The sequence below is a fragment of the Pseudomonas syringae group sp. 26L6 genome (assembly GCF_032587815.1).
Taxonomy (GTDB): Bacteria; Pseudomonadota; Gammaproteobacteria; order Pseudomonadales; family Pseudomonadaceae; genus Aquipseudomonas; species Aquipseudomonas amygdali.
In genome coordinates, this window is the sequence record NZ_JAWHPJ010000009.1 from 1 (window position 1) to 13,123 (window position 13,123).

Annotated in this window: 9 protein-coding genes and 1 pseudogene; 8 read left to right on the forward strand and 2 right to left on the reverse strand. The window is 52.3% G+C overall.

The window, feature by feature from the left end; genetic code table 11:
- Window positions 1–1,228, reverse strand: a 1,228-nt coding sequence (gene tssI / locus RYA97_RS02605; protein ID WP_316886969.1) for a type VI secretion system tip protein TssI/VgrG, incomplete at its 3' end; no start/stop codon positions are given.
- 68 nt (window positions 1,229–1,296) lie between these two features.
- Window positions 1,297–1,815, reverse strand: a complete 519-nt coding sequence (locus tag RYA97_RS02610; RefSeq protein ID WP_117139953.1) for an Hcp family type VI secretion system effector — start codon at window positions 1,813–1,815, stop codon at window positions 1,297–1,299.
- A gap of 599 nt (window positions 1,816–2,414) precedes the next feature.
- Here RYA97_RS02610 and tssA point away from each other — a divergent pair.
- The 8 genes and pseudogenes from tssA to RYA97_RS02650 form a co-directional block, all read left to right on the forward strand.
- Window positions 2,415–3,965, forward strand: a complete 1,551-nt coding sequence (gene tssA / locus RYA97_RS02615; protein ID WP_016981947.1) for a type VI secretion system protein TssA — start codon at window positions 2,415–2,417, stop codon at window positions 3,963–3,965.
- A gap of 31 nt (window positions 3,966–3,996) precedes the next feature.
- Window positions 3,997–4,497 (forward strand): type VI secretion system contractile sheath small subunit, encoded by a 501-nt coding sequence (gene tssB, locus RYA97_RS02620; protein WP_002553522.1) that lies wholly within the window; start codon window positions 3,997–3,999, stop codon window positions 4,495–4,497.
- A 28-nt stretch (window positions 4,498–4,525) separates the two neighbouring features.
- Window positions 4,526–6,001, forward strand: coding sequence for a type VI secretion system contractile sheath large subunit (gene tssC / locus RYA97_RS02625; protein ID WP_016981948.1), 1,476 nt, complete (start codon window positions 4,526–4,528; stop codon window positions 5,999–6,001).
- 8 nt (window positions 6,002–6,009) lie between these two features.
- Window positions 6,010–6,417 (forward strand): type VI secretion system baseplate subunit TssE, encoded by a 408-nt coding sequence (gene tssE / locus RYA97_RS02630; protein WP_016981949.1) that lies wholly within the window; start codon window positions 6,010–6,012, stop codon window positions 6,415–6,417.
- Window positions 6,418–6,507: 90 nt separating this feature from the next.
- Window positions 6,508–8,295 carry a type VI secretion system baseplate subunit TssF gene (gene tssF / locus RYA97_RS02635; protein WP_044293270.1) on the forward strand — a complete coding sequence of 596 codons (1,788 nt, stop codon included), beginning with the start codon at window positions 6,508–6,510 and terminating at the stop codon, window positions 8,293–8,295.
- Window positions 8,259–9,278 carry a type VI secretion system baseplate subunit TssG gene (tssG, locus tag RYA97_RS02640; protein ID WP_044293272.1) on the forward strand — a complete coding sequence of 340 codons (1,020 nt, stop codon included), beginning with the start codon at window positions 8,259–8,261 and terminating at the stop codon, window positions 9,276–9,278. The genes tssF and tssG overlap by 37 nt, the downstream gene beginning before the upstream one ends.
- Entirely contained in the window at window positions 9,275–11,869 is a 2,595-nt protein-coding gene (gene tssH, locus RYA97_RS02645; RefSeq protein WP_117139952.1) for a type VI secretion system ATPase TssH, read from the forward strand. Before tssG ends, tssH begins: the two co-directional genes overlap by 4 nt.
- 1 nt (window position 11,870) lies before the next feature.
- A pseudogene (locus tag RYA97_RS02650) lies at window positions 11,871–12,812 on the forward strand (sigma-54 interaction domain-containing protein); the annotation flags it as partial.
- Window positions 12,813–13,123: the final 311 nt, after the last annotated feature.

Below are 13,123 nucleotides of genomic sequence, written 5' to 3' on the forward strand. Positions count from 1 at the left end.
AACTGCTCTTGTCATCGCCGCTGCCTTCACGATCCCAATGAAACTGCACCTTGACCCGGCCATGCCGGTCGCAGTGAATTTCCTGATCTTTCGGGCCAGTAACCACTGCAGTCTGACTGCCGAATATTCTCGGTTTGGGATGATGCAGAGGCGGGCGATACAAGGCCTGCCAGGGAGTAGCGAAAAAGGTATTGCGATAGCCCTGTTGAAAGTTATCAGGGCTCTGGATTTTATGTGCGGACTCTTCAAGAACCTGAGGCTGGCGACCTTCGTGACGCACCTCCGTGAGCAACCACAGAGCATTCCACTCCTTGTTGGGGTGTCCATCCAATGGCAGAAAATGACCGCTGACCAGCCGAGGCTGATCGCTTTGACCTTCGCCCAGCCGGTAATCATGGCGGTGGCGTTCAAGGGCTCGATTCGCCCGTTGCAGACCCTGATCACGGTGGGTGAAACCGCCGGGGTAGTCATAGTCCTCAAGATCAGGCTGCGTCTTGATATCCGCTGAACTTTCCATCTTCAGAAGGGGTTTTTCAAAGTGGTAATCGCGGCGAGTGGTGCGATTGGCGCGGGTTTCCAGGCGCAGCTTGAAACGCTTGATGACCGGCTCATCGGCCACCAGGCCATTGTCATGGCGATAGATCACCGAATCGAGTTTAGGAAACACCATCTGGTTATCGCCAAACACCAGTTGATGCGCTGTGGGGCTGTGTTCGAAGTGATAGTGCAGACCTTCCTCTTCGCACAGTCTCTGGACGAAATGCAGATCCGACTCGTTGTACTGCACGCAGTATTCCCGTTTGGCGTATGTGGTGCCGAGTTTGAAGCGGTAGTCATTGGTCAGCAGGTGATGTTCTTTCAGTACCTGCGCAATGATCTGCTGCACGGTGCGATTCTGGAAAATACGCTGATTGGTGCGATGCCCGAGCCGGGCCAGATGCGGGCGCAGGGTGATCGAGTAGTGCGTGAGGCGTGTGCCGGAGTCGCCTTGGGATACCTGATCAATCAAGCCGTGAATGCCCCCACCGTCAGGCACGAACTGCAGAAATGCAGGACGATTCAGCAGGTCTTCAAGGTCCAGCGCCGTGCGCTCGCTGACCAGCTCAAGCGTAAAGCAGAAGGGCTGGTTGATGGCCTCATGGCCGGTAAATGAAAGGATTTGAAAGTCATGCTCAAGGCCGTCGACGCTCAGGCTGAAGTAAGGTCGATCAGCGGGGTTCAGCGTCATATGGACCACCGTGCCTAGCCGGTTTATGAAAACCCCGCCGATCCTGTCGGACCGACGGAGCAGTGGAGTTATGCCGCCTTTGGGCTTCTCCAGTCATCAGATCCGGTAGTGTTGGCCTTTACGTGATCCCAGATTATTTTGCGATAGCTGAATTGAACGTCCTCGAGGTGTCCAAAGTGCGAGTTCTTCGGATCCTGGCAGTTGTGCATGTAAGACTTGATGTTGACGATGACCGCATCCTCAAGGGTGGTGGTGTAATAGTGTTCCTGCTTGCCATCGATAGACGTCCGGTACCACTTGATTTCGACTTTGCTCAGTGTTGAGCCCGAACAAAGGGCTTCCAGAAGCAATGGCGAGGTTTTGTCAAAAATTTTTGTGACACAAGCAGACCCATGAATGCGTTGGCCAGCAGGCTGGCCTGACTGCGTATCACAGGGTGTAATAATGTTATGGCTGAAAGCCTGGATTATTGCTTCATCTTCATGGCCTTCCTGATAGACGTTGCCAACAGAGTCTGCTGTGAAAGCTCTTGCTGTCAGCGTTTTTTGATTGGCGTCTATGACAGTCATATAGGCGGGTGTAGGCATTAACGTTCTTCCTTACAGTCGATGGTACCTCACAAGCGAATCGGCTTGGAGATCGAAGCATGGCTATAACAAGTTACGTGCCAGGTATCTCTTAAGTCAGTAATGTCAGCTGGTTTGGCCATTTGCAGGATATGCAGAAGACGCTTGTAGTGAGTTTTCTTCGAGTAAATTGTGCAAGCTTTTGCGCACCGTTATCATTTTTTTGCGCAGCTTTCCAAGCTGCTATCTGAAAATATTAATATTTTCATATCTGGTCTTTCTGTGTGGAAAGTCACATTTTTCGCACGTTCTCCTGACAAGTTTTTTGGCCGTTCAGTAGTCCCTTTCGGTGAATTTTAGACCGAATACATCTGTGAGTTCTGATATGCATATAGCTGCGTATCGGTCAATGGATAATTAAAGCTATAAATATTTTGGTACATAAATTAATTGCTTCCTACATATTTGCTCTGCTCGGGTGTAAGAATTTTCCGAAAGTTTAATATCTTTCAGGTGTCACCTTGCTTGCTGGTTTTTATGACGATAAGGTTTGCCTGGTTTTATGAGTGGCTGGAAAAGCTTTTCACAATGAAGTGTACGCTATGTGGGGTGTATGATCAGTGGCAGGTAAAGACAAGCTCTCCATTCTATATCTGGATCTGGCTCGGCACCCTGTAGCGGCGGACGATTACGCAGGCGAAGACATTCGTTTTTCTACGATGTTTGAAGTCCTGGAGCGTGAGCTGGGCTGTACGCAGGCCGTTTTCGGGGAAGTGAATGTAGACTGGCTGCGGATCAGAGAGGGCTGTGAACATATTCTTTCAAACCAGTCCAAAGACCTGCGCGTCGCTAGCTGGCTGGCCTGGGCTCTATATGAATGCGAGTCTGTCAGCGGATTAGCTGCGGGCCTGGGGTTGATTCATTATTTGTGCAAAGAGCGTTGGCTGCTCTTTCATCCCAGAAAGTTACGAACACGTTCGGCGAGCATGCAATGGCTCTTGCTGAAACTTGAAAAGGCACTGGGAGAAGATATTTCCATTACTCACCAGCTTCCTGAGTTCCAGCAACTGCTCAGGCAGCTTGATGGCCTGGATGAAATATTTAATCTGTATCTGGGAAGTGATGCCCCGTTGCTGCTGCCGTTGCGAAGACGGCTCGCCCGTATGATTCAGCGTGCTGAGCAGGTCGAGAAAGAGCCTGTCAAGGTGGTGGAGCGCGTCAAGCAGGCTGCGGTTCAGTTATTTTCAAGTGACTCCGACATTGACAACGAGAGAGATGCGCAGCGGGCTTTAAGTATGCAAGAGAACTCCGTACGCAGCCTTTGCAGATGGTGGCTCAAGCAAAAAACTACAGATCTGCGGGCTTTTCGCCTTGGTCGCTCGCAGGTCTGGTATGCGGTGGATAGTCTTCCTGAAAGAAATAGTGAGAAAATAACGCAGTTAAGGAGATTGCCCGCTGACAAACTAAGTAATTACCAAGAGCGATTCGAACAGGGCCTTTACGCAGACCTCATTGTAGACCTTGAAGCAAGTCTTGCAGGCTCGCCTTTTTGGTTTGATGGTCAGCGAATGGTCTGGAACTGTCTGAAAGCCTTGGGTGGCGAAGCGGCAATGCGCGAGGTGGAGGTTCAATTTGCTTTACTTTTAAAGCGCATTCCAGACCTTGTTGAACTTCGCTTTCACGATGGTGTGCCGTTTGCAGACGTGGAGACGTTACAGTGGATCGCCGCTCATATCCTGGTTCCTGAAGTTCATGTCAGTAATGCGCGTGGCAGCGAAAGTCAGCATGACGCCTTAGAACAAAGCTCGTTGTATCACGATGCACTGCCGGTTTTGCAGAAAAAAGGACTGAAGGCCGCTGTGCGATTGGTGAATGATCATTTGAAAGGCGTGGAGGGCGGGCGAGAGCGATTTTTCTGCAAGCTATGCATCGCACGTCTCTGTATAGATGCAAAAAAATACGAGTTGGCGAAGGTTCAACTTGAGCACCTTGATCAAGAACTTCAAACAGCAAGCTTGCCGGTATGGGAACCCACGGTCTTCCTGGATGTGTCGCGCTTGTTATACAGCTGTTACGAGCGCATTGCTCTGAACGAAAAGGCAGTAGCGCGCAAAGAAGTAATTTACCAGAGGTTGTGTCATCACGACCTTGAGCGGTTTATTGATAGCTAATGCACAGTTGAATGAATTGAGGGGAAATGAGATGGCCAGAGAAGGCTCTGTAGCGCCCAAAGAACGGATTAACGTGACGTTCAAACCTGCTGTTGGTGGCGCACAGGAAGAAATAGAGCTGCCGCTGAAGTTGCTGGTTCTTGGCGATTTCATACAACGCGCGGACGAGCGAAAGCTTGAGGACCGTAAATCAATCAGTATCGACAAGAATAATTTCGATGATGTATTGGCGAAACAGGAGCTTGAACTGGTACTGAATATACCTGACCGCTTGCAGGCTGATAGCGGGGCTGACGAGCTGACTGTCAGCATCAAGGTCTCTTCGATGAAAGACTTCAACCCTGCCAGTCTCGTCGAACAGATTCCGGAGCTTAAAAAGCTGATGGAGCTCCGCAACGCCCTAATGGCGCTCAAGGGGCCGCTGGGGAACATGCCTTCTTTTCGCAAGGCCATCGAGCATGTCATTACGGATGAAACATCGCGTAAGAACGTGCTGGATGAGCTTGGCCTGGATGTCGCGTCGCAACGGTAATGTCGGATTTATTGTCAGGAATTAATATATGAACACAAAAGCCATACCGCAGCGCGACGCAAATGAGCTTCATCATGGAATTCTCGATCAGATTATTGCGCATACCCGATTAGAGCCTTTTGACGACGCCTATGGCATTGCCAAACGAGGGGTGGCTGCATTTATTGAAGAGTTGCTGAAGCCGCGTAATAACAACGAACCGGTCAAAAAAGCGCTGGTTGACCGGATGATTACCGAGATTGACGTCAAGCTGAGTCGCCAGATGGACGAGATCATCCATCATGTAGAATTTCAGGCATTGGAAGCTTCATGGCGTGGGTTGCAGTTACTGATTGATCGAACCGATTTTCGTGAAAATATAAAAATCGAGTTATTAAGCGTTTCCAAACAGGATCTTCTAGAGGATTTCGAAGATTCACCTGAAGTGGTTCAGTCGGGCCTCTATAAACACGTCTACACCGCTGAGTACGGCCAGTTTGGCGGTAATCCCGTTGGCGCAATCATCGCCAATTATTTCTTCTCGCCAAGCGCCCCTGATGTCAAGACCATGCAATACGTTTCAAGCGTTGCCTGCATGGCGCATGCACCTTTCATCGCTGCCGCGGGTGCCAATTTTTTCGGGCTTGAGCAGTTCACCGGTCTGCCTGACCTCAAGGATCTGAGCGATCATTTCGAAGGCCCGCAGTTCGCCAAATGGCAGAGCTTCAGGCAGCAAGAGGATGCTCGGTATCTTGCCTTGACGGTGCCGCGTTTCCTGCTGCGCAGTCCTTACGAGCCAGCGGAAAACCCGGTGAAAACGTTTGCCTACAAGGAAAACGTCGCGAATAGCCACGAGCACTATCTATGGGGAAATACGGCCTATACATTTGCGACGAAGCTGACAGACAGTTTTGCCAAATTTCGTTGGTGTCCCAACATCATCGGGCCACTGAGTGGTGGTGCGGTGGAAGACCTTCCCTTGCACCGGTTCCACAGCATGGGTGAAATCGAGACAAAGATTCCGACGGAGGTCCTGGTCTCTGATCGCCGAGAGTATGAACTCGCAGAAGAGGGGTTTATCGCGCTGACCATGCGCAAAGGAAGCGATAACGCCGCGTTCTTTTCCGCGAGTTCGGTGCAAAAGCCCAAGTTCTTTGGCAACCATTCGGAAGGCAAAATAGCCGAGCTTAATTACAGGCTGGGGACCCAACTGCCCTACATGATGATTGTCAACCGCCTCGCGCACTACCTCAAGGTGTTGCAGCGAGAGCAGATCGGGTCCTGGAAAGAGCGAGCGGATCTGGAGAGTCAACTTAATAAATGGATTCGCCAGTACATTGCAGATCAGGAAAACCCGAGCGCGGAAGTGCGAGGAAGACGCCCGTTACGCTCAGCGCAAATTATTGTTAGCGACGTTGAAGGTGATCCAGGCTGGTACCGTGTCAGTTTGAATATCCGTCCTCATTTCAAATATATGGGGGCTGATTTTACTCTGTCGCTGGTCGGGAAAATGGAAAAGGAATAGGTAACGCCATGAGAGGCCTCGGTAGTCTTTTTGAACGCCTTGCCGAAGTGAGGTTACAGCCGCCAGGCTTTTCTGAGGAAGAACAGTTAACGGCATCGGTAGCGACACATTTGTCGAACATGCTTGGCGCTCGTGCAGGAAGCGTGAAAATGCTACCTGATTATGGCTTGCCTGACTTGAATGACATGAGCATGAGCGCTCACGATATATTGAGGCAATCCCGAGTGGCGATCGAGAAAGCTGTCAGGCTCTATGAGCCCCGCTTGTCAGAGGTTTACGTCATGTCTGAAGGGCACTCGGAAGATAGGCTGACACTGCAATTTTTTATTGATGCAATTTTAAAAGCTGACGGCATTAAAAAGGCTGTTCGGTTTTCCGCAACTGTCAGCGAAGCCGGAAGGGTAAGGGTGAGTTGACTATGCCAAGTGATTCTCGCGAATCGGTTGTTTCCTGTTTCTTTACATAAACTCCGATTCATTCATAAAACAAGATCCGGCGGGTGAGCATTGTCATTTAACCATTACTATCAAGAGGAACTGATGGCCCTGCGTCAGTCGGGCCGGCAGTTTTCTGATCGCAATCCGGCATTGGCTTCTTTTTTGGGGCAGGCAGGTCAGGATCCCGACGTTGAGCGGTTGCTTGAAGGGTTTGCTTTCCTGACGGGTCGTTTGCGTCAAAAACTCGATGATGATCTGCCTGAGTTGACTCATTCGCTTATGCAATTGTTATGGCCCAATTATATGCGACCGATGCCGGCAGTGAGCATGTTGCAATTCGATCCGTTGATGGCTGTAGGGCCTGGTATAAGGGTCGAGCGCGATACCCCGGTAGAAAGTGAGCCCGTGAAGGGGCAGGTCTGTCAATTTCGTACCTGTTTTCCAACCGATATTCTTCCACTGAAGTTGGTAAATGTTTCCTACTCGGCCAGCGCGGAGGCGACGACTTTGACGTTGTGTCTGGAGATGACAGGTGACGGGCACCTGGGGGCGCTGGAGCTGAATAGGCTACGCCTGCACTTTGCAGGCGATCGTGCTATTAGCCAAGCGCTGTATCTTGGCCTCATGCGCAAACTTAAAAGCGTTAAGTTATTACTGTTGGATGAACAGGGCAAGCCGCTTCTGAATGGGGATGGCAAATCATATGAACTGAGCATTTCTGCAGATCAAGTACAGCCAGTGGGCTTTGCAGAAGATGAGTCATTGATCCCTTATCCGCTGAACACTTTTCGCGGTTATCGCTACCTGCAAGAGTATTTTTGCTTTCCGGAGAAATTCCTTTTTTCTGATATTGGCGGTCTCCAGATCATCACATCAGTGAGTGAAGATGTATTGAAAGTTGCTCGTGGCTTTCAGCTGATCTTTGAAATGCATGGCGAGGATATGCTGCACCTTCGGCCGAAGGTTGAACATATAAAATTATATTGCACACCCGTGGTCAACTTGTTCAAACAGGATGCACTCCCCATTTTGGCCGACGCACGACAGGATGAGTATCTGCTGATTCCTGCGCACTACGGTCATGGCAAGTGCGGGGTTTACTCGGTTGATACCGTCACCGGATGGCAGCCAGGAGGCAGGGGATATCAGAACTATGTGCCCTTTGAGTCCTTCGAACATGATCCGGCCGTCGATGTGCAGAGCAACGCCCCTTATTACAGCGTGCGTCATCGTGACTCCGTAGCGCATGGAGGGCTGGATACTTACCTGAGTTTCGATGCGCGTGGCGACCGAGACAACGAAACGATCTCGATTGGATTGACCTGCACCAACCATAATCTTCCACAGCAGATCAGGGCCGGCGGGATATGCAAGCCGTGCGAAGGCACTCCAGACTTCCTGCGGTTCAGAAATATTACACCAGCAACTAAAAGCTATGCGCCGCCGATTGGACGTGACTTTCTATGGCGCGTCATTAGTAACATGTCGCTGAATTATCTGTCTCTGGCAAGTATCGAAGCGTTAAAAGTCATTATCGAAACCTATGACTTGCCGCGTTATTACGACAAGCAAGCGGAGAAGGTCAGTCAGCATTTGTTAAGTGGGCTGAAATCGATACGTCACCAGCACGTTGATCGCTTGCATGATGGCCGGCCGGTGCGAGGCATTAAAACCGAGCTGCTCATTGCCCCTGGCGCGCTTGCAGACGAAGCCAGTCTGTTTCTGTTTGCTTCAGTCCTAAACGAATTCTTTGCGCTTTATGCCAGTTTGAATTCTTTCCATGAACTGCATGTAAAAACCGCTCAGGGAGGTGCTTACGAATGGACGCCACGCATGGGGCAGCAGCCGCTGCTCTGACTACGCTCAGTCAGCATATACGGGAATATTCCGTGTATCAGGCGATACCTTTGATCCTCGGGGTTTTACGTGAAGTTCACCCGGATGCCGATGATGAGCAACTGCATGCTTTTCTTGAATTAAGGGCAAATCCCAGTCTTGGATTTCCGTGTAGCGACATAGAACGTCTGGATTTTTTTCATGAGCACACTGACCTGTATGTCCGGTTGTACCTCAACGTGATGAGCCTGGTTGGGTCCGGTTCACCGCTGCCGGCTTTCTATGCCGAGCAGGCGTTGGGGGAACGGGACAAGCCTAATGCCACTCGGGATTTCCTGGATATTTTTAATCATCGCCTGCAAAAACTGATGTTGCCTGTCTGGCGCAAGTACCGCTATCACGCGGTGTTCGCCAGTGGCGCAACCGATCCTTTTTCCGAACATCTCTTTGCATTGATCGGTTTACATGGCGCGCGCATTCGAGAAACAACCGAGTTGAACTGGAAGCGGCTGTTGCCCTATCTGGGGCTCTTGAGCCTGCGTGCTCATTCTGCCGCGTTGATCGAGTCGGTGCTTCGTTACTACTTCAAGCATGCCCGGATGTTCATCGAACAATGTGTCGAGCGAACGGTTGAGATCAGTCGTGCTCAGCTCAATTGCCTTGGCAAAGCCAACAACCAGCCAGGGCGGAATATGGTGCTGGGTGTTCGTGTTCCAGATCGGAGTGGCAAGTTTCGTATTCATATAAAACAGCTTGATTGGGAGCGCTTCCACGAATTTCTACCCACCGGCCGGAGTTACCAACCGTTGGGCGCACTTGTGCGGTTCACGTTGCGCGATCCACTGGATTACGACGTTTGTCTCGAGCTTCTGAATTCGGATATCAGGGATCTGCGCATTGGCCAATCGAACACCTGTCACCTGGGTTGGACCAGTTGGCTCGGGCGTGAGCATGCCCAGGGGCTTGTGACGTTCAACAGACCGACCAATAAGGACTATTCATGATCGATGTAGACCTGCAGCAGCTCGTCAGAGCCCTTGATGCCCCTACACGCAGCGAGCTTGAGGGGGCCGCCGAACGTTGTGTTTCCAGAGGCAGTAGTAAAATTTCGGTTGAGGATCTACTGGTTGCCCTGCTGGAACGGCCTGATGGAATGCTTGCGCGTGCGCTGCTGGAGGCCGATGTTGCAGCTGACGAATTTGCAGGCTTCCTTCGCCAGCCGATCGAGCAAAGTGCAATCCGTAACCCGGTATTCTCTGCCGAGCTTGTTCAGTGGCTTCAAGACGCGCTGTTGATTTCCAATCTGGATTTGGGCGAAAGCCTCATTGACCAGGCTGCGTTGATTCTTGCCTTGCTGCGCAATCCTTCGCGCTATGCGGACCGTCCATACCAGCCGTTATTGGGCAGGATCAACATTGAACGCTTTCGCGATTACGCCCTTGCCCAGCAATCACCGGGCGTAGCAAAGCCAGCCCTGAATCAAAGTGAATCGCTACTTGCACGTTTCACTCATAACCTGACGCAGCAGGCCCGAGAGGGTTTGCTGGATCCCGTACTATGTCGTGATGACTGCTTGCGCCAGATGGTCGACATACTGGCTCGTCGACGCAAGAACAATCCGATTGTGGTGGGCGAGGCGGGTGTCGGCAAAACCGCAGTTGTCGAGGGACTGGCGCTGCGGATCGTTCATGGTGAAGTGCCTGATCTGTTGAAGAATGTCGAGCTACTGTCGCTGGATATGGGGTTGCTCCAGGCGGGCGCCAGTATCAAAGGTGAGTTCGAGCGTCGTTTGAAGGGGGTCATTGAGGAAGTCCAGTCTTCACTCAGGCCTGTCATTCTGTTCATTGACGAAGCCCACACGCTCATCGGGGCCGGTGTTCAGGCCGGAGGGTCGGATGCGGCCAACCTGTTGAAGCCTGCGCTGGCACGCGGGGAGCTGCGTACCATTGCAGCGACAACGTGGGCCGAATACAGACAATATTTCGAAAAGGATCCGGCGCTTGCACGTCGCTTTCAATCGGTCCGCGTAATGGAACCCACGGTGGAGCAGGCCATCACCATTCTGCGTGGGCTCGCGCCGTTATATGAACGCAGTCATGGCGTCTATCTGCGCGATGACGCTGTGGTTGCCGCTGCCCGGCTTTCGGCCCGCTACCTTTCCGGGCGTCAGTTGCCGGACAAGGCAGTTGACCTGCTCGATACAGCGTGTGCTCGTGTGCGAATCGGTCTGGTTGCCGTGCCTGAACGTCTTGAGCATCTGCGAGGTGAACTTGCTCGGCAACGAAGGCATTTTGAGGCATTACAGCGTGATGCCACTGCCGGGTTGTCGGTTGATGAAAGCTTGCTGGTTACGCTGGTTTCTGACCTGTCACGGATGCAGAGCGAGGCAGATGAGCTTGAGTACAGGTGGGCCAATCAACTCGCAGCCGTCAAGCGGCTCATTGGTCTACGCAGTCAACTGGCTGACCGAAAAGTACAGCAGGCAGGCGAGGGGAGCGACTCTCAATACACGCACGCGCTGGAGTCCGAGTTGACTGAAGTCCGGCAGGCTCTGATCGATACGCAAGTGGACGAGCGTCTGGTGAGCTTTGAAGTGTGCCCCAGACTGATCGCAGAAGTGGTGAGTGCCTGGACTGGAATTCCGGTATCGCGATTGGCTCAGGAGCACAGTGAACGGATTGACCGCTTCTCTTCGGAGCTACGTTTGCGCATCAGGGGACAGGAGCAGGCGATGCAGGCGATTGAAAAATCGGTGAGGGCATCGGCTGCCGGTTTGAATACACCCGGTGCTCCAACCGGAGTATTCCTTTTGGTCGGCCCAAGCGGTGTCGGCAAGACCGAAACAGCTATTGTTCTGGCTGACCTGCTGTATGGCGGCGAGCGTTTTCTCACGACGATCAACATGTCCGAATTTCAGGAGAGACACACCGTTTCCCGTTTGATCGGCGCACCGCCGGGCTACGTCGGTTATGGCGAGGGAGGCATGTTGACTGACGCTGTTCGACAGAAGCCTTACTCGGTGATTCTACTTGATGAGGTGGAGAAGGCGGACCCGGATGTACTGAATCTGTTCTATCAGATCTTCGATAAAGGCGTAGCCAACGACGGAGAGGGCCGGGAAATCAATTTTCGCAACACGCTCATTCTGATGACCTCCAACCTCGGCGCCGAGGTGATCCATGCCAACTGCCACGAGAGCACGCTCCCGGATGCCAAACAGCTGGCGATGCGCCTAGAGCCAGTACTCAGCGCACATTTCAAACCGGCATTGCTGGCCAGAATGCGCGTTGTGCCTTACTACCCCATCACGGGTGTAGCGCTTCGTGAACTGGTCGAACTAAAGCTGAGTCGCCTTGGAGAGAGACTTGAATCCCGTGCTCTCACCTTCAGCTACTCGCAGAGTCTGGTTTGTCATCTGCTTGAGCATTGCACACAAAGCGACAGCGGCGCCCGACTGATCGATCAGTTACTCGAGTCCTCCCTGACCCCGTTGATAGCGGACCATTTGCTCAGTGCCATGAGCAGTGGTAAAGCCTTATGCAGGGTTCATGCGGCGCTGGACAGCTCAGGCGGAATTGTCTGTGAATTCGAATAACTATGGGTTTACAGGACGTAGCGCTGCCCTGGGCCGAACAACCCATCTTCTGGGCAAGATTCTCGACAGCACCTGCACTGTATTGCTCACTGGCGAGACCGGAACGGGCAAGGAGGTCGTGTCTCGCGCTATCCACGAGCATGGACCTCGCCGCTCCAACGCATTTGTTGTGCAGAATTGTGCTGCGTTTCCCGAAGCTCTTCTGGAAAGCGAGCTGTTTGGCTATTGCAGGGGCGCGTTTACCGGCGCTGATCGTGATCGACCTGGCCTGTTCGACATTGCTCATGGCGGTACGCTTTTACTCGACGAAATTGGCGATATGCCAATGCTGCTGCAAGCAAAGCTACTGCGGGTGTTACAGGAGGGAGAGATTCGGCCGCTGGGCGCCAACAAGGTTCGCAAGGTCGATGTGCGAATCATTGCTGCTACTCATCGCGATTTGCCAAAGCTCATTGCAGAAGGGCGTTTTCGTGAAGACCTTTACTACCGTCTGGCGCAGTTTCCCATTGAGCTTCCTCCGCTTCGTCAGCGCGTGGGTGATATAGAAATATTGGCCCGGCATTTTTCCGACAAGGCATGCCTGCACTCACAACGAGATCTGGTGCAATGGTCGCAGGCTGCATTGAGAGCTTTATCGGGATACGCCTTTCCGGGCAACGTTCGGCAGTTGAAGGGGTTCGTCGAGCGCGCAGTGTTGTTATGCGATGACGGTGAGTTGAAGCTGGAACACTTTCCCATCCCCGCCAACCCGATAAGCAATCCGGCTTGCCTTTCGCTACGTGAGCGCATCGAACAGTTCGAACGCGACGTACTGCTTGAGTGTTTGCGCGATTGTAACGGCAACCGGAGTCGTGCAGCACGCACTCTCGGAGTGTCACGACGCACGCTGCTTTATCGCCTGGCGCATTTGAAGATCGGTGCTGCTCACGGACGACCTGATTAACTGCCGAATCACCACGATTGCCTAACTCATTATCTGGGACTTTTTTCAATGAACGTTCATTGTCGGTGCTCTGCGCCTTTTATGCTTGCTGCGGTGATTTGCCTTGGAGGGTGCACTGGCCGTTTCAAGTTCAGCGATGATCAATACCGGGCTTTGGGCAGCCCTGAACCCACCAGCCGAAACGAAGTAATAGAAGAGTCGAGTGTGGGGCTTTCGGGCATTGCCCACCCCCGTGTCAACGCATTCTATGGGCGTGAGCTGTCATGAGCCGCCGTTCGGTTGTATCACTGCCTCCATCAGGATTTACAGGG